Origin of the sequence: Mycobacterium sp. AT1 (genome assembly GCF_002043095.1) — a bacterium.
GTDB lineage: Bacteria > Actinomycetota > Actinomycetes > Mycobacteriales > Mycobacteriaceae > Mycobacterium.
This window is the reverse complement of record NZ_MVOC01000039.1, coordinates 19355-39780: the sequence shown is the minus strand read 5'-3', so window position 1 is coordinate 39780 and position 20426 is coordinate 19355. Positions and strand designations below refer to the sequence as shown.

General features: G+C 68.4%; 15 protein-coding genes and 1 tRNA gene. 9 read left to right on the top strand and 7 right to left on the bottom strand.

Annotation, left to right across the window (positions count from 1 at the left end; translation table 11 throughout):
• The first annotated feature begins 44 nt into the window (after nt 1–44).
• From B1790_RS19080 to B1790_RS19070, 3 genes are all read left to right on the top strand, one after another.
• Complete coding sequence (locus B1790_RS19080; RefSeq protein WP_079924841.1) at nt 45–1265, top strand: DNA polymerase III subunit delta'; 1221 nt, start codon at nt 45–47, stop codon at nt 1263–1265.
• 69 nt (nt 1266–1334) lie between these two features.
• Nucleotides 1335–1410, top strand: a tRNA-Thr gene (locus tag B1790_RS19075).
• 362 nt (nt 1411–1772) lie between these two features.
• On the top strand, nt 1773–3155 hold the full coding sequence (locus tag B1790_RS19070; RefSeq protein WP_198952048.1) for a Fic family protein: 1383 nt from the start codon (nt 1773–1775) through the stop codon (nt 3153–3155).
• A gap of 28 nt (nt 3156–3183) precedes the next feature.
• Here the strand turns inward: B1790_RS19070 and B1790_RS19065 are convergent, their stop codons facing one another.
• Nucleotides 3184–4548 (bottom strand): FAD-binding oxidoreductase, encoded by a 1365-nt coding sequence (locus B1790_RS19065; protein WP_079924839.1) that lies wholly within the window; start codon nt 4546–4548, stop codon nt 3184–3186.
• A gap of 58 nt (nt 4549–4606) precedes the next feature.
• Nucleotides 4607–6406, bottom strand: coding sequence for a hypothetical protein (locus tag B1790_RS19060; RefSeq protein WP_233165199.1), 1800 nt, complete (start codon nt 6404–6406; stop codon nt 4607–4609).
• Nucleotides 6407–6439: 33 nt separating this feature from the next.
• On the opposite strand from B1790_RS19060, the gene B1790_RS19055 reads away from it, so the two are divergent.
• Nucleotides 6440–7378 (top strand): NAD-dependent epimerase/dehydratase family protein, encoded by a 939-nt coding sequence (locus B1790_RS19055; protein WP_079924838.1) that lies wholly within the window; start codon nt 6440–6442, stop codon nt 7376–7378.
• A gap of 51 nt (nt 7379–7429) precedes the next feature.
• Here B1790_RS19055 and B1790_RS19050 read toward each other — a convergent pair whose 3' ends face one another.
• Genes B1790_RS19050 through B1790_RS19030 form a run of 5 tightly spaced genes read right to left on the bottom strand, consistent with a single transcriptional unit; the run spans nt 7430 to nt 14966 of the window.
• Nucleotides 7430–7771 carry a DUF2304 domain-containing protein gene (locus tag B1790_RS19050; RefSeq protein WP_079924837.1) on the bottom strand — a complete coding sequence of 114 codons (342 nt, stop codon included), beginning with the start codon at nt 7769–7771 and terminating at the stop codon, nt 7430–7432.
• Nucleotides 7768–8463, bottom strand: coding sequence for a glycosyltransferase family 2 protein (locus tag B1790_RS19045; protein WP_369832375.1), 696 nt, complete (start codon nt 8461–8463; stop codon nt 7768–7770). Before B1790_RS19045 ends, B1790_RS19050 begins: the two co-directional genes overlap by 4 nt.
• The gene (locus B1790_RS19040; RefSeq protein ID WP_079924835.1) at nt 8453–9724 is read right to left on the bottom strand and encodes a hypothetical protein; all 1272 of its coding nucleotides are present in this window, start codon (nt 9722–9724) and stop codon (nt 8453–8455) included. Before B1790_RS19040 ends, B1790_RS19045 begins: the two co-directional genes overlap by 11 nt.
• Nucleotides 9721–11055, bottom strand: coding sequence for a M1 family metallopeptidase (locus B1790_RS19035; protein WP_079924834.1), 1335 nt, complete (start codon nt 11053–11055; stop codon nt 9721–9723). Before B1790_RS19035 ends, B1790_RS19040 begins: the two co-directional genes overlap by 4 nt.
• Nucleotides 11052–14966 (bottom strand): Pls/PosA family non-ribosomal peptide synthetase, encoded by a 3915-nt coding sequence (locus B1790_RS19030; protein WP_079924833.1) that lies wholly within the window; start codon nt 14964–14966, stop codon nt 11052–11054. Before B1790_RS19030 ends, B1790_RS19035 begins: the two co-directional genes overlap by 4 nt.
• Before the next feature lie 136 nt (nt 14967–15102).
• Between B1790_RS19030 and B1790_RS19025 the strand changes: the two genes are divergently transcribed.
• The 5 genes from B1790_RS19025 (at nt 15103) to B1790_RS19005 (ending at nt 20373) form a co-directional block, all read left to right on the top strand.
• Nucleotides 15103–15486, top strand: coding sequence for a hypothetical protein (locus tag B1790_RS19025; protein WP_079924860.1), 384 nt, complete (start codon nt 15103–15105; stop codon nt 15484–15486).
• A gap of 124 nt (nt 15487–15610) precedes the next feature.
• Complete coding sequence (locus tag B1790_RS19020) at nt 15611–17167, top strand: aldehyde dehydrogenase (NADP(+)) (protein ID WP_142271392.1); 1557 nt, start codon at nt 15611–15613, stop codon at nt 17165–17167.
• 31 nt (nt 17168–17198) lie between these two features.
• Nucleotides 17199–18128: a 5-dehydro-4-deoxyglucarate dehydratase gene (locus B1790_RS19015; RefSeq protein WP_079924831.1), complete on the top strand. Its 930-nt coding sequence runs from the start codon at nt 17199–17201 to the stop codon at nt 18126–18128.
• Entirely contained in the window at nt 18128–19381 is a 1254-nt protein-coding gene (locus B1790_RS19010; protein WP_079924830.1) for a glucarate dehydratase family protein, read from the top strand. The genes B1790_RS19015 and B1790_RS19010 overlap by 1 nt, the downstream gene beginning before the upstream one ends.
• Before the next feature lie 65 nt (nt 19382–19446).
• Nucleotides 19447–20373: a LysR substrate-binding domain-containing protein gene (locus B1790_RS19005; RefSeq protein WP_079924859.1), complete on the top strand. Its 927-nt coding sequence runs from the start codon at nt 19447–19449 to the stop codon at nt 20371–20373.
• The last annotated feature ends 53 nt before the right edge of the window (nt 20374–20426 follow it).

Below are 20426 nucleotides of genomic sequence, written 5' to 3'. Positions count from 1 at the left end.
CGCCCTCCGACGAGTGTCGGCGGGGCGCACTAGGGTGGCGCCTGATGAGCGGTGTTTTCTCGCGTCTGGTGGGCCAGGACGCCGTCGAAGCGGAGCTGGTGGCTGCCGCGCACGCGGCCCGCGGTGATTCGGCTCACAACCCGCTGGGCACTGGCGCCACGGGCGGCCGGATGACCCACGCCTGGTTGATCACGGGTCCTCCCGGGTCGGGAAGATCCATCGCCGCGGTGTGCTTCGCGGCGGCCCTGCAGTGCACGTCGGACGGTCCACCCGGGTGCGGGGAGTGCCGCGCCTGCACCACCACCATGGCGGGCACCCACGCCGACGTGCGGCGCATCATTCCCGAAGGCCTGTCGATCGGTGTCAAGGAGATGCGCGACATCGTCCAGATCGCGTCGCGCAGGCCGGGCACCGGGCGATGGCAGGTCGTGGTGGTCGAGGACGCCGACCGGCTCACCGAGGGCGCGGCGAACGCCCTGCTCAAGGTGGTGGAGGAGCCGCCGGCGTCGACGGTGTTCCTGCTGTGCGCGCCGTCGGTCGACCCCGAAGACATCGCGATCACCCTGCGGTCGCGGTGTCGACACGTGGCCCTGGTGACGCCGCGACTGGAGGCGATCGCGCGGGTGCTGGTCGACGTCGACGGCATGGCCGAGAAGGACGCCACGTGGGCGGCTTCGGTCAGCGGCGGCCACGTGGGGCGTGCCCGCCGGTTGGCCACCGACGACCAGGCCAGAAGCCGCCGGGAACGCGCGTTGGGGCTGGCCCGGGACGCGGCGACGCCGGCGCGGGCCTACGCGGCCGCCGAGGAGCTGGTGGCCAGCGCGGAGGACGAGGCGAAGGCCCTCACCGGAGACCGCAACGAGGCCGAGACCGAGGAGTTGCGGACCGCGCTCGGGGGCGGCGGCACTGGCAAGGGGGCCGCGGGTGCGCTGCGCGGCGCCGCCGGGGCGCTCAAGGATCTCGAGAAACGGCAGAAGTCGCGACAGACGCGGGCGTCGCGCGACGCCCTCGACCGGGCGCTGATCGATCTGGCGACCTACTTCCGCGACGCCCTCCTGGTGTCGTCGGGGGCGGGCACCATCCAGGCCAATCACCCCGACATGGCGGACAAGGTCGCGGCGATGGCGGCCCACGTCCCGCCCGATCGGCTGCTGCGCTGCATCGAGGCCGTGCTCGAATGTCGCGACGCACTGGCCATCAACGTCAAGCCGAAGTTCGCGGTGGACGCCCTGGTGGCCACGGTCGGGCAGGCCCTCCGAGGTTGACGTCGGGGATCGTTTTGGGTTGGCGACGGTGCCTGCCGTAGACTCGTCCCGCCTGGCTGACCAGGCGTCGCCGCCTTAGCTCAGTCGGTAGAGCATCTCACTCGTAATGAGAAGGTCTGGGGTTCGATTCCCCAAGGCGGCCCCACAACGTTCCAGCTAGATCCTGTTTTCGTGGGTACGAAACCCCATTTGATTTGGCTCCTCGCCGCGTTTGCGGCACCGTTCGCCGCGCAGCTGCAATCAAGTCAACGCGGCTGAGCCCCTCAGGTGATCGTTGTAGGCACGCGCACTCTCCTTGCGGTTCGCAGGCATTCCCGCGGATGACGCGCGTCCTCGAGACAACACAACCAAAAGTCAAAAGCTAATCGCTTTTGACTTTTGTTGTACTTTGGAGCCAAATAGCTTCAAAGTCAAAGCCTAACTGATTTTGACTTTCCTTTGACGATCGATCGACCTGGAGGCCGCTACATGAAGACTCCGATGCCTCCGCCGTCGATGGACTCACTGATGGCCGAGTACGGCGACGACTTCCCAAAGCTGTTCGCCGTCCTTGACAAGGTGGGGCAAGAGGACGACGACGAATACCTCACTTGGGACAAGCTGCGCTACAAAGATCCACCTGGCGACTTGACCGCTGATCAGTGGTGGCTCGGAGTCAAGTTTCGGCGTCGGGCTGCACTTCGAAAACTGCCACTCGACTTGACCGATGGACGTCCCTTCACCTACGCACTTCCCGACAAGGTTCTACGTGAGCTCGACTACGTATCGCAGCGGGCAAGTGGGCAGATCGCCTTGCCCGAAGAGGTTGTGAACAAGACGTCGCGCGACCGATACGTGATTCAGTCGCTCGTGGAAGAAGCAATCAGCTCCAGCCAACTCGAGGGCGCCTCAACTACTCGCCGGGATGCCAAAAGGATGATCGCCTACGGCGAGACTCCGAAGGACCGAAGCCAACAGATGATCCTGAACAACTACAGGGCGATGCGGCACATCCGCGAGATCAAGGACTTGCCGTTCACTCCGGAACGAATCTGCGAAGTGCATCGGATCGTCACCGAGGAAACCCTGGACAACGCCGACGCTGCGGGTCGAATCCAAAGCAACCCCGACCCGGCTGACCGCGCGAAAATCCTCGACGAGGAAGACCGACTGCTTCATCAACCTCCACCGGTCGACGAACTACCTGGGCGTCTGCAGAAGCTGTGCGACTTTGCAAACGCGGACCAAGACGCGCGGCCGTATGTCCCACCCGTTGTACGCGCGCTAACGGTCCACTTCATGATGGGCTACGACCACTACTTCGAGGACGGCAACGGCCGCACTGCGCGAGCACTTTTCTACTGGAGCATGCTCAGGCAAGGATTCTGGTTGACGGAGCACCTGGCGATATCTTTGGTCTTGAATCAGGCGCCATCCCAATACGCCAGGTCATTCATTCATACAGAGCAGGACGACGGCGATCTCACCTACTTCTTGATCTACCACCTTGACGTCATACGTCGAGCTCTAGTGGCGCTAGATGAGTACTTGCACAGAAAATCGTTGGAGCTCCAGCGTGCACGTGCACTACTGGTGGGAGGCCCCGGCGCATTCAACCATCGTCAAGTTGCTCTACTGCAGTCTGCGACGCGGGACCCCTCGAACTACTACACGGCCGAATCGCACATGAACTATCACGGTGTGTCGAAGCAGACCGCACGAAACGATCTGTACGACCTCGAAGAACGAGGACTGCTCCAGCGAACGAAGGTGCAGCGGCAGTTCGCGTGGTCACCGCGCCCCGACATGCTGAAGACGTTGGAGAGGGTCCAGCAAACAGAATGGCTATCCCGTCGCCAGGGTCTGGTTGGAGAGACAGATGTGCCTAGCGACCTAGGTGATGGCGGGTAGCAATCGGGAGAAAGCGACTAGTCGACCGTCAGCCGGGCGGCGTGATGCCCTGCTCGTAGCGGAACACCCGATGCGGGTCGTAGGTGGCCTTGACCTCGCGCAACCGTGGCACGTTGGCGCCCCAGTACGCGGTCGCGAAGTCGGGGTCGTCGGCGTTGGGCACGTTGACGTAGGCGCCGTCGGCGAAGGGAGCCAACGCCTCTGCGAAGTCGGCGGTCCACTGCACGCACCGAGCGGTGAGCGCCTCGTCCGGCTTGCGTCCTCCGCGTTCACCCCAGCCGGCACCCGGCTCGGCGTAGAACAGCGCACCGCGGTGGGCGAACGCCGAGCCGCCGGCCGGCTCGGTGCGGGTTACCGCACCGCCGAACGCGTTGGCGAAGTAGTTGCAGCCCGGCATCGGGGCCGCCGCCAGGAACGAGCCGATCAGGTCGACCGCCTCGTCGGGCAGGGGTTGAGAAACGAAGTGGGAGTGGAACTTCCAATTCGCCGCCTCGTCGTCGTTCGGGACTTGGAAGCCCCCGTAGACGTCGGCCCAGTTGCCGTCGAGCATCGAGACCGTCGGGTCGCCGACGGCCAGGACGGGCTCCAGAACACGGGCGGCGTCGGCCTCGGAACCTCCTGCGAGAACGGCGATCAGCTGGATCTCGCCCTGGCTGATCTCCAGCTGACTGGTCATCCGCTCGTCGGCGAACGGTGCCGACCGCTGCCAGGCGTGGAAGACCTCGCGAAGGTGCGTCAGCCCCGGCCAGCTCGCGGTGACGTAGACGACCTGGCGCAGCGGATGCACGCGGTAGGTCAGCGACGTGACGACGCCGAAGTTGCCGTTGCCCGCGCCGCGCAGCGCCCACAGCAGATCGGCGTGGTCGTCCTCTGAGACGGTGATCGCCTCGGCACCGTCGACCCCGGACGCCACGACGACCTCGGCGGCGAGCAGATTGTCCGACGCCATGCCAAACGCGCGGGTCAACAGTCCGAACCCGCCGCCCAGCGTCGCACCGACCAGGCCGACGGTCCCCTCCGTGCCGGTCGGGGCGGCGACACCCGCCGCGCCGAGCGTGGTGACGGCCTCCAACTGGTTGAGTCCGGCTCCGACCGTGGCCGTCCCCGCGGCCGCGTCGACCACGGCGAACTTCATCTCGCTGACGTCGATCACGATGCCGTCGTCGACGCTGTTCCAGCCCTCGAGGCAGTGGCCGCCGCTGCGCACCCGCACGGCGACCTGGTTGCGCCGAGCCCACGCCAGAGCGGTGACGACGTCGCCTGTCTCCCTGGCGAATACGATCGCCATCGGACGGTGGTCGAACAGCAGGTTCCAGCCGGCGCGCGCGGTGGGGTAGTCGTCGTCTCCGGGTCTTACGACGCGGCCGGTCAATCCCTCGGTGGTCGACGTCATTGGCTGAGTATGGGGGTCGCCTGCGCGAAACGGACCGGGGATCGAATTCTCCACGTGCCTACGGGGGTGCCACGTACCCGACGGGGCCGGACGCCAGGCACACCGACAGCGCCGAGGTGTTGGCGATCGCGATGACCGCGTTCCCCGCCCCCGACAACCGGACGAAGACGCGGTTGAGCCCGGGATGGACCTGCACCCGGGTGGCGTCGCCGTCCGACAGCGCGAAGGTCATCGAACCGTCGTTGTTGGCCAGATAGTTGATCTCGGCCGTCCACTCCGTCGGCAGCATCGGGCCGTCCAGCGGCATCCGTACCGGGGCGTCTGGCTGAACGAGGTAGCCGCACTGGGGCTTTGGCCCTGCAAGCGTGTGTCGTACCCAGGTCACCTGGGCGTCGACCAACCGGCCCTTGCGGTCGAAGGTGCGCAAATCCGTTGTGCTGGTGCTGAATTCGGGACGATCTCGAACCAGGGAGAACACGTGGCCGAACAGATTGTCGGGCCACGCGAAGCGCTGCAGGATCAGCGGGTCCACCTCCTGCTCCAACAGGGGTGCGGTGGTGGCGGCGTTGGCCGCGGAGAGACTGGTCAACACGTTGGCGACGTAGGCCCGCGTCGGGTTGTCTCGCCACCGCGTCGTGAACGTCACGGTCGAATACACGCAACTGACGACGAAGAGCGCGGCGCACGACACGACGACGACCGTCCGGGTCCGCGAGGCGTCCAGCCGGGTGGAGGTGACCCGGTTCGGCGCGAGGAATCCGACGGCCGCCAACAGCGTCAACACCACCGCCAGGTCGGGCAGGTAGCGCAGGGTCTGCGCCAATTCGATGGCGGTGAAGCGCGACGACCGCATCAGGTAGATCGGCAGCTGGCACGCCACGACGTACGCCGCCGCGGCGAACCACAGCAGGCGGGCGTGCTCCTTGCGGGCCACCGACACCGCGATCACCGCCGCCAGCACCACCCACCCCACCACCATGACGGGCCACTGCGGCAGCGCCCACGGGGACGACGGTGCCCAGCGCTCCCACTGCCAGGGGCCGCCGATCAGGCCGGGCACGATGCCGTGGGTCACCGATCGGACCAGTAGGTCCCCGGTCATCGGGTAGTCCAGCGTCCAGCGTCGCTGGTCGACGACCAGGAGGTAGACCCCGACCCACGCCGCGGTCAGTGCGCCAGTGGCGATCCACAACCGAAGCCCGCCGCGCCACACGGTCTTGACCGCGGAGCGGTCACCGAGCACGTAGGCGAGCAGCGCGGCGACGACGAACGCCACGAAGGGGATGACCGCGGCCTTCTCGAAGAACGTCAGCCCGAGGAAGGACACCAGGGCGCCGGTGCGGGCGTACCGCTGATTTCCGGTGCGCACCAACATGATCGCGTCGGCACAAACCCAAGCCATGGCCGCCACCATCGGCAGCGCGTTCAGCGCCGCCGCCCACCACGCGAACGCAGGCAGGGTCAGCGGAGAGAAGAGCGCGAACGTCAGCGGAATCAGCAGCAGCGGCCGCCACCCCAGGATCACGTGCAATGCCCGCAGGATCGCCAGCGACGCCACCAGTTGCAGCACCACCAGACTGACTGCCGGGCCGATCCAGTTGAACGGGGCGACCTTGGCGATCGCGCCCGCGACGAGGAACGCGGCGGGCATGACGTGGCCGTCGTGGTCGTCGAACAGATACGCCGGGGACCACAGCGCGTGGGTGCCTGCGCGGGAAATCAGGATCAGGTCGTCCCAGTAGAAGTAGCCCTGAAACGCCAGCACGGCGCGCAGGACCAGCTGCGCGACGATCAGCGCCACGGCGGCGTGCAGCACCCAGCGCGCCCCAGGTCGCCACGCTCCCAGCCGCCGAATCACCGGTGCGACTGTACGTGTCGGTATGGTGGCCCGGTGCGGACACTCGTCACCGGGGCAGCTGGCTTCATCGGATCAACGCTGGTAGATCGACTGCTGGCGGACGGGCATACCGTCATCGGCCTCGACGACCTCAGCTCGGGAAGCAGCACCAACATCGTCGGCGCGGAGCGCCACGACACCTACGAGTTCGCCAAGGCCGACATCGTCGACGCCGATCTGGTCGACCTGCTCGCCGAAACCCAACCCGAGGTGATCTTCCACCTGGCGGCCCAGATTTCGGTGGCCCGTTCGGTGACCGACGCGCAGTTCGACTCCAGCGTCAACGTCGTCGGAACGGTGCGGCTCGCGGAGGCCGCCCGCAAGACCGGGGTGCGCAAGATCGTCCACACCTCCTCCGGTGGGTCCATCTACGGAACGCCGCCGGTCTACCCGACCGACGAGAACGTGCCGGTCAACCCGTCGTCGCCGTATGCGGCCAGCAAGGTGTGCGGCGAGGTGTACCTCAACATGTTCCGCAATCTGTACGACCTGGACTGCTCGCACATCGCGCCTGCCAACGTCTACGGGCCACGGCAGGATCCGCACGGCGAGGCCGGTGTCGTCGCGATCTTCGCCAAGGCGCTGCTGGCGGGCAAGCCGACCAAGATCTTCGGTGACGGCTCCGACACCAGGGACTACGTGTTCGTCGACGACGTCGTCGACGCGTTCGTCAGGGCCAGCGGCGAGGCAGGCAGTGGCCAGCGCTTCAACGCGGGCACGGGAGTCGAGACGTCGACGCGCGCGCTGCACACCGCCGTCGCCGCCGCCGCCGGCACGCCCGACGAGCCCGAGCTGCACCCGCCCCGGCTTGGCGACCTCCGGCGGTCCTGTCTGGACATCGGCCGGGCCACCGGAGTCCTCGGCTGGACTCCAAAGGTCCCGCTGGCCGAGGGCATCGACCGCACGGTCGAGTTCTTCCGCCAGCAGATCTAGTGACTTCGGCGCGTAAATCCGCGCTCACCGCGGATGAGCGCGCCGAAATCGCTACTTGGGGGAGGGCTCGCGGGCGCCTTCCAGCGCGACCGCCCGCGCCAGCTGGGCGTACCGCAGCTCCAAGTCCTTGAACCGCATGTAGGTGCTGATGGTGGTGAACAGGAACGCGACGATCAGCGCGTACTCCAGCAGGTCGGCGCCCCGGTCGACACCGAGCCAGTTCGCCACCACGGTGGTGTCGTCGGGGCGGACGATCGCATACACCGCCGCGAGGACGAACAGCACGTACCCGATCTTGACCCAAGCCTTGGCCTGCGCGCTGCGCCGGGACCGCAGCAGGTAGACCAGGACCCCCAGCACGGCCGCGATCAGCAGGACCTGAATCCAGTTCATCGGCGCATCCTCTTCCGCAGCAGCCCGTCGAAGATGATGTTGACGCCGTTGACCAACGGCTGACCCTTCGACATCGAATAGTCGGTGTACAGGATTTCGACGGGTTCTTCGGCCACCCGCCAACCGTTTTCGACGATGAGGGCCACGATCTCGCTGGCGTGCGCCATTCCGCTCATCGTCAGGTTCAATCCGTCGGCAACGGCCTTGTCGAACACCCGCAGCCCGTTGTGCGCGTCGGTCAGGCCGAGCTTGCGACTGGCCGGGCTGAGTTTCGCGATCAGGGGGAAGACCAGGCGCCGCAGCGTCGGCATGTTGTTCGGCGTGCCGTCGGCGAAGCGCGTTCCGACGACGATGTCGAGATCCTCCGTGCGGAGGCGGTGGATCATCCGGATCACGTCGGCGATGCGGTGCTGGCCGTCGGCGTCGAACGTCGCGAACACCGCGGCACCGGGCCTGCTGCGCGCGTACTCCACACCGGTCTGAATCGCCGCGCCCTGGCCGAGGTTGACGGGGTGGCGCACGACGTGGGCCCCGGCCCGCCAGGCCTGCTCGGCGGTGTCGTCGCGGCTGCCGTCGTCGACGCACACCACGTTGTCGAAGACCGAACGAACGTCACCGACGACGTCGGAGATGACGGTCGCCTCGTTGAAGGCGGGGATGACGATCCACACGTCGCGCATGTCAATGCCGATCAAGATACCCGCTCGGTGCGGGCACCCTGGCGAGCGCGATCAGATGGACCGCGATTCCGGCCAACGGGCCGCACAGCAGCGCCACCACGGTGCGGGTCTCCAGTGTCCACGGCGCCAGCAGCAGCAGCGTGGACGCCAGCGTCGCGCTGATCCAGCCGACGGCGTAGGCCCTGTGCAGCGCCGCGGCGACCGTCGCGGCGCCGGTGAGCGTCAGCACCGCGATCATCACCGCTGCCGCGGTGAACCAGGCCAGTAGCGCGCCACCCAACTGGTAGTCGGGACCGAACGCCGTGCGCAGCAGCCACGGGCCAAGAAGCCCGGCGACGAGGACGGCCGCACCGCCTAGCACCGCCAACGCCGCCACTGGCACCACCAACGACCGCAGGCGCCGGTCGCGTTGGTCGACGAAGTGTGCGATCAGGTTTCCCTGCATCGCGGTCAGGGGCACCAGCAGCGGAGCCCGGGTCAGGGTCACCGCGAGGATGACGACGCCGCCCGCCGCGCCGAGGTCTGCCGAGGTGGCCTTCAACAGGACGGGGAAACCCATGATGAGGATCGCGCTGGCGCCTGCCGCCGCGATGGAGTGCGACGCTCCGCGCAGGAACACCGCCGTCGTGCCTGGGGTGGCGAGCCGGGCCGCGGCGCGCGACGACGGCGAGGCCAGCAGGAGCAGGAGCCATGCGATCGCGCCCGCGACGGTGGCCCAGAGATAGCCGACGAGGCCCCAGCCGACCAGGAACGTCGTCGTCGCCACGGTCACCCGCATGGCGGCGTCGCCGACGATGAGCGACCCGTATTGCGACCAGCGGTCCACCCCGGCCAACATGCCGAGCAGGGTCGCGTGTACGCAGAACCCCGCCACCCCCGCCGCCAGCAGGGCGACGCTCAACGCCTGCGACTCGGTGAACACGTGCCAGGACCACAGCGGCGACGTGCCCGCGATCGCGACCGCCGACAGCACGCCGACGACCGCCGCGACGCGCATCGGGCTCGAGCGTGGCTCGGGCACCTGCACCAGCGCCCTGGCTTGCCTGACCTCGCGGGTGGATTCCTGGAGCAGACCGTTGGCGGCGCCTGCGAAGAGTCCGAACGCCCCCCAGAACACCGCGAACACCGAGAAGCCCGCCGGTTCCAGGTCGCGGGCCGCGAGGTAGAGCACCGCGTACCCGCAGATGGCGCTGACGACGGTGGCCGCGCCGACTCGCACGACGCTGCTTCGGGTGACGGGTCCCTGAGTCGGGACGGCCGCGCCGTCGGTCACAGGTCGGGGACGTCCGTCGAGTAGAGCCACGCCTGCCACAGGGGACGCAACGATGCGTCGGCGTAGTTGGCGGCCAAGCCGGTGAAGTCGTCGGTGACGGCGGTGCCGTGGCGGTGCCGAGTCGTCCAGTCCTGCAACAGCTTGAAGAAGTTCTCGTCACCGATGGTGCCCCGCAGCGCGTGCAGGGTGAGGGCGCCGCGCTTGTAGACCCGGTCGTCGAACATGTCGCGCGGACCGGGGTCGCAGAGCAACAAGTTCTGCGGCGAGTTTCGCAGCCGGTGGTGGTAGTGGTGGGCGTGCTCGTCGGCGGTGCGTCCGCCGGACTCCTCCGACCACAGCCACTCGGCGTAGCAGGCGAAGCCCTCGTGCAGCCAGATGTCGCGCCAGCGCCGCGCGGTGACGGAGTTGCCGAACCACTGGTGGGCCAACTCGTGGGCGATCAACCGCTCCGAGCGGCGATCACCGTCGCAGTGGTTGGCGCCGAAGATCGAGATGCCTTGTGCCTCAAGCGGAATCTCGAGATCGTCGTCGGTTACCACGACGGTGTACCCGTTCGACAGTGGATAGGGCCCGAACAACTTGACGAAGAGCTTCATCATCTGGGGCTGGCGCCCGAAGTCGTGATCGAAGTTCTTGCGCAACCGTTGCGGCAGAACGGCATTCATCGGCACCGGCTGCTTGGCGTTGCGGTGCTGTTCGTACTGGCCAATCTGCAGCGTGACGAGGTAGGTCGACGTGGGCTCGGGCTGCTCGTAGGTCCACGTCGTCATCGCGGCCCTGGTGCGGCGGGACTCCAGCTTGCCGTTGGCCAACGCGTAGTACGGGTTCTCGCACGTGATCGCGATGCGGTAGCTCGCCTTGCTGCTGGGATGGTCGTCGCATGGGAACCAGGACGCCGCCCCGTTGGGCTGGCCCGCGACCAGGGCACCGCTGGTGAGCTCCTCGAATCCGACGTCACCCCAAAGGGATCGGATGGGTTTGGGAGTGCCGGAGTACCGCACGGTGATCGACAGCGCGGCACCGGCAGGCAGGGGAGTGGCCAGCGTGACGTTGAGCTTTCCGCGGGTCCGGCCGAAGTTCGCGGGCCTGCGGCCGTTGATCGACACCTTCGACACGGCAAGCGCGTCGGACAGGTCGAGGCTGAACGTTCGCAGCGAGGCGAGCGTCACCGCGGTGATCGTGGCGGTGCCCGAGAGCCGGTTGATGTTGACCTTGTATTCGACGTCGAGTTCGTAGCGCGAGACCCGATAGCCGAAGTTGCCGTTGGTGGGCAGGTAGGGGTCGATGACCGGTGGGGTGCCCTTCTGCGTCTTCTTGAAACCCCGCGTCACGCGGCACCCTTCGCAGACTTGGCGGACGAGCCGCCCCGCTTCTTGCGCTTCGGGCCCCACGGCGCGATCGGGTTGCCCTGCCACCGCGTCGATGCAGGTACCTCGTCGCCGCGCATGACCAGCGACGCTGGGCCGACGGTGGCGCCCGCGCCGATCTTCGCGGCGGGCAGCGCCACACAGTGCGGCCCGAGCGTCGCACCCGCCTCGACGGTGACGGTGTCCAGGCGCATGATCCGGTCGTGGAAGAGGTGGGTCTGCACGACGCAGCCGCGGCTCACCGTCGCACCGTCGCCGACGGTGACGAGGTCGGCCTCCGGCAACCAGTACGTCTCGCACCAGACGCCCCGACCGATCTTGGCTCCCAAGGCCCGCAGCCACAGGTTCATCACCGGTGTCCCGCTCGCCGCCCTGGCGAACCACGGCGCGGCGACGGTCTCGACGAACGTGTCGGACACCTCGTTGCGCCACACGAACGAGGACCACAGCGGATGTTCCTTGGCCTCGATGCGGCCCACCCACAGCCACTTGGCCAGCACGGCGATGCCGCCGGCCACCGCACCGGTGACGATGAGGACCAGCCCGCAGGCCAGCGACGTCAACACCCAGCCGAACTCGGTCGCCAGGGCCTGCAGCGCGCCGAGCATGGCGATGCCGATCGCGAACGTGACGACCATCGGCAGCAACCGGCAGGTTTCGACCATGCCGCGCATCATCTTCAGCTTGCGGGACGGATGGAATGTGCGAAGGACGTCGGCCGCGGTCGGTTGCCTGCGCAGCCGGACCGGAGGACTTCCTAGCCACGACGACCCGGCCTTGGCCTTGTGCGGCGTCGCGCTGAGGACGGCGACGAGACCGTCGTCCGGCACCCGCCGGCCCGGCTGGGTAATGCCGGAGTTGCCGAGGAACGCACGCTTGCCGATGGTCGCAGTGGCGACGTGAATCCACCCGCCGCCGAGTTCGTAGGACGCGACCATGGTGTCGTCGGCCAGGAAGGCGCCGTCTTCGACGACGGTGAACTTGGGCGTCATCAGCGTGGTCGAGATCTCGGTGCCCTGGCCGATCTTCGCCCCCAACAAGCGCATCCAGCCCGGCGTCAGCAGGCTCGCGTAGACGGGGAAGAGGTAGTTGCGGGCGGCGTCCATCAGCCGCTCGGTGGTCCACAGCTGCCAGCCGACCCTGCTGCGCACGGGGTGATAGCCCTCGCGGAGGCCGAGTGACATCAACCGGACACCAAGCACCGTCAGCAGGGCGTAGAGGAACACGGCGACGGCGGTCGCGACGGGCGTCCAGGCAAGGGCGGGCCAGATCGCGTCGCCCAGCGTCGCGGTGTCGCGAATTGCCCAGCCCACCACCGCGAGACCCGCGCCGAGGGCCAGTAGTGGGACGGCGCCGAGCAGGATCGACGTCACGCCGAACATCGCCACCCACAGCGGAGCGCGCGGGGGCCGTTCGTCGGGCCACGGATGGCGCGCCTTGCCGGACTTCATGGCGGGCGAACCCTTCCAGTACTGGCCGGCCTTGACCTTGCCGACCACCCCGGATCCGGGGGCGACGTCGGCGTTCTTGCCGACCACGGCGCCGGGCAGCAGCGTGGTCCGCGCGCCGACGGTGGCGTCGTTGCCGACGGTGATCTCCCCGACGTGGAAGAGGTCGCCGTCGATCCAGTGTCCGGTGAGATCCACCTCCGGCTCGATGGAGCACCGGTGGCCGAGGCTCAGCATGCCGGTGACGGGCGGGGCCGAGTGCAGGTCGACGCCCTTGCCGACCCTGTTGCCGAGTGCGCGGGCGTAGTACACCAACCATGGTGCGCCCGCGAGGTTTTCGGCACCGCTCGCCTCGCCGAGGCGTTCGGCGAGCCACACCCTCAGATGCACGGAACCGCCTCGGCGGTAGGTGCCCGGCGCCAGGCTGCCGATCAGGATGCGCGCGCCGATCACCGCAATGGCCATGCGGCCCAGCGGGGTGACGAAGAGGACGAACCCAATCAGCAGCAGCCACCAGTCGACCGGCACCGCCCACGGCACCAACTGCCATCTGGCTGCGACGTCGTTCAGCAGCGCCAGCCACACCACCCACTGCATGCCAGCAAGGGTGGACAGCGGCACCGACGCTGCGAGCTGCGCCAGCTCCGTCGCCCTGGACACCGGTGCGACGACGCGGGTTTCGACGGCAGCCGCGGGGTCCAGCTCGTCGAGGTACCCCGCCAGCGAGCCGAGTCGGGGATGGTCGTAGAGGTCGGCGACCGTCACCTCCGGGTACCGCGCGCGCAGCGCGGCCACCAGTTGAGCTGCCGACAGCGAACCGCCGCCGAGCGCGAAGAAGTCCTCCTCCGGCCCGGCCACCGGCGCCGCGAGCACCTCGCGCCACAGGCCGGCCACCCAGCCGGTCGTGCCGGCGAGATCGGGGTTGACGGCCTCGTCGGCCGCGTCGTCCAGGGGCCAGGGGAGTGCGTTGCGGTCGACCTTGCCAGACGTCCTGGTCGGAAGTTCTTCGAGCAGAACGAGTCTGGGCACCAGCGCCGCGGGCAGCGATTCGGCGAGCGCCACGCGGGCCGCCGCCAGGTCGAAGTCGGGGTCGGCGCTGGCGACGTAACCGACCAACAGCGGGGTACCGCTCGCGGTCTTCCGCACGGCTGCCGCACCGCCGCTGACGCCGGGCAGGTTCATCAGGGCCGAGTCGACCTCGCCGAGCTCGATGCGTCGCCCGCCGACCTTGACCTGGTCGTCGGCGCGGCCCTGGAAGTACAGCCCGTCGGACTCCAGCCGGACCAGGTCACCGCTGCGGTAGGCGCGCGACCACCCGAGGGTCGGCATCGGTGCGTACTTCTCGGCGTCCTTTTCGGGATCGAGGTAGCGGGCCAGTCCGACGCCACCGATCACCAGCTCACCGATCTCGCCGATGGCGACGGGGTTGCCGCCGGAGTCGACGACGGCCAGGTCCCAGCCCACCAGCGGGAGCCCGATGCTGACGGGGCCCGTGCCCTCGAGCTTCGCCAGGCACGCGACAACGGTCGCCTCGGTGGGGCCGTAGGTGTTCCACACCTCGCGGCCCTCGACGGCCAGCCGGTCGGCGAGTTCGGGAGGGCAGGCCTCGCCACCGAAGATGAGCAGCCGCACCGCTTCGAGGGCCTCGGCGGGCCACAGTGCTGCCAGCGTCGGCACCGTCGAGACGACGGTGATGTCGCGCGACACCAGCCACGGACCGAGATCCATTCCGCTGCGGACCAGGGACCGGGGGGCGGGCACGAGGCACGCGCCGTACCGCCACGCCAGCCACATTTCTTCGCACGACGCGTCGAACGCGACGGACAGCCCCGCGAGGACCCGGTCGCCGGGGCCGATCGGGCTGTCCTGAAGGAAGGCCTCCGCCTCGGCGTCGACGAAGGCGGCGGCGTTGCGGTGCGTCACCGCGACGCCCTTGGGGGTTCCGGTGGAACCGGACGTGAAGATGATCCAGGCGTCGTCGCGGGGCATGGGGTGCCCGGCGCGCCATCCGCGCGACGAGCCGGGGCCGCGCACCAGCCCAAGGTCGGTGATGACGGCGACGACGCCGGCCTCGCCGAACACCAGGTCGGCCCGCTCCTGCGGGTCGTCGGCGTCGACCGGCACGTAGGCCGCGCCGGCAGCCAGGGCCGACAGGATGGCGACGTAGAGCGCGTAGCTGCCCGACGGCATCCGGATGCCGATGCGGTCACCGCGACCGATGCCCCGCGCGGCCAGCCACGCCACGCTCTCCTCGACGTCGGCGATCAGCTCGGCGTACGTCAGCTGAACCTCGCCGTCGTCGAGCGCTGGTGCGTCGGGATGGCGTGCGGCGGTTGCCTGGAGGATGTCGATCAGCGTGCGAGGTTGCGGCGCCCGCCCCGACAACAGGTACTGCGCGGGGATGTCCGGCCGAGCGTCCGTTGTCACGGGTACAAACTACTAAGCCTGACCCCGTCTTCCACGCCGCGCCACGTCATCGCGCTCGATACCGATGGATTCCGCGTGATTGCAACCGTCGCCCGTCGTCGACGGTACGTCTAACCTCGCGGAGGTGCGGCTATTCGTGGTAGACGGGGCTGAAGGCAACTGGAGTGAACTGACGGCCGGCGGTGACCCCACCGTGCGGCTGGCGGCTTCCGACCTGCAGCGGGCCCAACGTGGCCGCGCGCGGATCCGGTCCGACCGCGGCGCGGTGGAGGTGATCCTCGACGTCACGGTCGCCGTGGCGCCCGATTTCCGCTCCGTCCGCGAGCTGGCGGTCGTCGGCGACGGAACCCTGCGCTATGCGGGCACGGTTGACGGGTTGGCCGGTTTGATCCACGACATCGAGGTGGCGGGCGTCGCCGACGGCGTCACCCTCATTGCGGCTTCGCCGCGCGTCGACCTGCGGGAGTTGGGTCGGGACGTGTTGCAGCGGCTGGCCGTCTGGAGCCGTAAGTCGGCCTGACTCCTTGCCACCGCTAATGCAATACCTGCATTAGTCGGTGCGAGATCGGTCTTGGACATGAATCGATCCTGGACCTAGCGTTGGACGCGTGACACACACGGCTGAGCACACCCTCCAGGGACAGATGATCATCGCCGGCGAACCTGTCGCCGGCGGCGGCACCGAGATCCGCGCCTTCGACCCCACCGCCGGTACCGAGCTCGAACCCGCCTACCGATACGGCGACGACCGCCACGTCGAGCAGGCGTGCGCGGCCGCCGCCGCCGCCTTCGGCGAATACCGCGCCACCACCTCCGAGCGCCGCGCCGCCTTCCTCGAGCGGATCGCCGAGAACATCGAAGCGCTGCGCGACGCGTTGGTCGCCAGGGCCTCCGCCGAGACCGGCTTGCCGACGGCGCGCCTCACCGGCGAGGTCGGCCGCACCACCGGTCAGCTCCGACTGTTTGCCGAAGTGCTGCGCGAGGGCAGCTGGAACGGCGCCCGCATCGATCCCGCCCTGCCCGATCGTGCCCCGTTGCCGCGTCCCGACATCCGCCAGCGCGCCGTACCGCTCGGCCCCGTCGCCGTCTTCGGCGCCAGCAACTTCCCGCTCGCCTTCTCGGTCGCCGGCGGCGACACGGCGTCGGCGCTGGCGGCGGGTTGCCCCGTCGTCGTCAAGGCGCACGACGCCCATCCCGGCACCTCCGAACTCGTCGGCCGCGCCGTGTCCGACGCCGTCGCGGACTGCGGTCTGCCTGCAGGCACCTTCTCGATGCTCTTTGGGTCCGGTCCCGGGCTTGGCACCGCGCTGGTCACCGATCCGAGGATCAAGGCGGTCGGTTTCACCGGATCCCGTTTCGCGGGAATGGCTCTCGTCGCCGCGGCGGCCGGACGCCAGGAGCCCATCCCGGTCTACGCCGAGATGAGCTCGATCAACCCGGTCTTCCTGCTCGACGGGGCGCTGGCCAATCGCGCAGCCGAGCTCGGCGGTGCGTTCGTCGCCTCGCTGACGATGGGATCGGGCCAGTTCTGCACGAACCCCGGTCTTGTCATCGCAGTCGACGGACCCGACCTCGACACCTTCATCGCGGCCGCGAAGGACGCGGTGGGACAAGCGCAGGCGACGCCGATGCTGACACCCAACATCGCCGCCAACTACGCCAAGGGCGTCGCTGCGCTCGACGCGGACGCCGACCTCGTCGTCCGCGGAGCGCCCGGCGACGAACGCACGACGTGCCGGGCCGCCCTGTTCAGCACCGACGCCACCACCTTCGGAGGCTCCGAAGCACTCCAAGCCGAGGTGTTCGGTGCCTCCAGCGTCGTCGTGCGGTGCGCCGACACCGCCGAGATGGCCTCGGTCGTCAACGGTCTGGAGGGTCAGCTCACGGCAACTCTGCACGTCGACGACTCCGACCACGACCAAGCCGCCGAGCTGATGCCGCTACTCGAGCTGAAGGTCGGGCGCATCCTGTTCAACGGCTGGCCGACGGGTGTCGAGGTCTGTCACGCCATGGTCCACGGTGGGCCGTCGCCGGCCACCTCCGACTCCCGCACCACCTCCGTCGGAGGCCGCGCAATCGAGCGGTTCCTGCGGCCCGTGTGCTACCAGAACGTGCCGAAGGCGTTGCTGCCCAGTGCCATTGCCGACGGAAACCCCGACGGACTGTGGCGCCGCATCGACGGCCAACTCACCCAAGACTGACCGAATCACCCTGCGATCAAGGAGTCACGACATGCTTGACGGCGTACTGTTCTTTCCCGTCACCCCCTTCGACGACAACGGCGAGGTCGACCTGACGCGGCTCGCAGAGCACGTCGCCAAGGGCGTCGACGCCGGTCCTGGTGGCGTCTTCATCGCTTGTGGCACAGGCGAATTCCACGCACTTGAAGCCGTCGAGTTCGCCGGCATCGTGCGCACCGCGGTCGAGGCGACCGGCGGGCGGGTGCCGGTCTACGCAGGTACCGGCGGCTCGGTGGCCCAAGCCAAGATCTTCGCGAAGGCGGCCGCCGAAGCGGGCGCCGACGGCCTGCTGTTGCTGCCGCCGTATCTGGTCACCATGCCCCAGCGCGGGCTGGTCGACTACACCCGCGAGGTCGCGGCCGCTACCGATCTTCCCGTGATCGTCTACAACCGGGGCAACGCGCGCTACTCGGAGGCCTCGGCCATCGAAGTCGCCCACTTCCCGAACGTGGTCGGTTTCAAGGACGGGACGGGTGACGTCGACGTGGTCGCCCGCATCGTCCGCGCCGTCACCGACGCACTCGAACCGACCGGCAAGCCGTTCCAGTTCTTCAACGGTCTGCCCACCGCAGAGGTGTCGCAGCAGGCCTACCGCGCGATCGGTGTCACGCTGTACTCGTCGGCCACCTTCGCGTTCGCGCCGGAACTCGCGCTGGCGTTCTACGAGGCGCTGGAGCGCGACGACGAGGCTCTGATCGCGGCGCTGTTGCGGGACTTCTTCCATCCCCTGGTTCGGTTGCGTGACACCGTTCCCGGCTACGCAGTGTCGCTGATCAAGGCGGGCGTGAGCATGGAAGGCGTTGCCGCAGGCCCTGTTCGGCCCCCGCTGATCATGCCGTCGCCCGAGGATCGGGACACGCTGGCCGACATCATCGCGGCCGGTCGCGCCGTGATCGCGGGCGAGCTCGCGGTCGTCAGCTGATGGCGCTGATCACCGGTGCCCGCATCACGCCGGTGGCCTTCGCCGACCCGCCCCTGCTCAACACCGTCGGCGTCCACCAGCCGTTTGCGCTCCGCGCGATCATCCAGCTGGACACCGATGCCGGCCTCGTCGGGCTGGGGGAGACCTACGCCGACACCCGGCACCTGGCCCGTCTCGACGCCGCCGCTGGAGCCATCGTCGGCCTGGACGTGTTTGCGCTCAACATCATTCGCGCCACCATTGCGCAGCGATTGGCGGGCGACGACGCTGCCGTCGGCACGGCGGGAATGATCACCTCCGCCAGCGCCGTCGACCAGGTGTTCTCGCCGTTCGAGGTGGCATGCCTCGATGTTCAGGGTCACCTCACCGGCAGACCGGTCTCCGACCTGCTCGGTGGCAAGGTCCGCGACGAGGTTCCGTTCAGCGCCTACCTCTTCTACAAGTGGGCGGCCCACCCTGGCGGCGAGCCCGACGCGTGGGGCGAGGCCGTCGACCCGGCCGGGATCGTCGCCCAGGCCACCCGCATGATCGACGAATATGGCTTCACCGCAATCAAACTCAAGGGTGGCGTGTTTCCTCCCGACGAGGAGATGAAGGCCGTCGAGGCGCTCCGCGAGGCGTTCCCCAACCATCCGCTGCGGCTCGACCCCAACGCCGCGTGGACGCCCCAGACGTCGGTCAAAGTGGCCGCAGGCCTGGCCGGTGTACTGGAGTATCTGGAGGACCCGACGCCGGGCCTCGACGGGATGGCCGAGGTCGCGGCGCAGTCGCCAATGCCGTTGGCCACCAACATGTGTGTGGTCGCATTCGACCAACTCGCACCGTCCGTCGCGAAGGACTCCGTGAAGGTGGTGCTCTCCGATCACCACTACTGGGGCGGGCTGCACCGATCGCGACTGTTGGCCGGCATTTGCGACACCTTCGGGCTCGGTCTGTCGATGCACTCCAACTCGCATCTGGGCATCAGCTTGGCGGCGATGGTGCATCTCGCGGGCGCCACCCCGAATCTGAGCTACGCCTGCGACACCCACTGGCCGTGGAAGACCGAGGAGGTCGTGAAGGCCGGTGTGCTCGAGTTCCGAGACGGTGCGGTGGCAGTGCCGACCACCCCGGGCCTCGGCGTCGAGATCGACGACGACGCCCTCGGTGCGCTGCACGAGCAGTACCTGCGGTGCGGGATCCGGGACCGCGACGACACCGGCTACATGCAGAGCATCCACCCCGAATTCGAGAACACCAAGCCCCGCTGGTAGCTACACTCATACCCGAATTGGCGCTTTTCGCCGCGGGTAATACTAGGAGCGCATCGGAGTTCACCCTGTTTTCATTGGCGAGACTGTCCTGCTTCATCGCCGTCGCCGAGGAGCTTCACTTCGGTCGCGCTGCCGAGCGACTGCACATGACGCAGCCGCCGCTGAGTAGACAGATTCAGCAGCTCGAATCCGAGCTCGGCGTGCAACTCGTCGACCGCACCACCCGGTCGGTGACCCTCACTCCGGCAGGAATCGCGTTCCTCCCCGACGCCCGCCGGATCTTGCAGCTGGCCGAGGGCGCCGCGATGACCGTGAAGCGCGTCCCTGCCGGGGACCTCGGCACGGTGGTCGTCGGATTCACCGCTGCCTCGGCCCATGCGGTGCTGCCGCGGCTTCTCGAACGTGCCCGCGCTGAGCTTCCCGACGTGAAACTCGATCTGCGGGAGATGGTTTCGGCGGTACAGCTCGAGGCGCTGATGGCAGGCGAGATCGACCTTGGAATGGTCCGGCCACCGGTGAAGAGGCCAGGGATCGTGTCACGGCCGCTGCTGCACGAGCAGCTGGTGGCGGCCATCCCCGCCCGGCACCCGCTGGCCAACCTGCCCCGACAGCTGACGCTCAACGACCTCGACGGCCAAGACGTCATCATGTACTCACCGGTGCAGGCGCGGTATTTCAACGATCTGCTGATCAGCACGTTCACCATTGCCGGTGCCACGCCGCGCTACGTCCAGTACGTCACGCAGGTACACACGATGCTGGTGTTGGTCCGCTCGGGCATCGGGATCGCCTTGGTGCCAGCGTCGGCGGCGACGCTGCATCCCGTCGGGGTGGCGTTCCGGTCGATCGGTGCCTTCCGGGAGCGACCGGTCGAGCTCGACGCCGCGTGGCGCGGCGACAGCACCAACCCCGCGCTGCTCCGTCTGTTGCGTGACGTGCTGCCGCAACGGGAGTGGACCACCGACGATCTGGTGGACGAATTCGTCGGCTAGGAAGTCCTGGCATGAACCCGCCCTCGAAGTGATATGGACTTTCAGAACGGGTG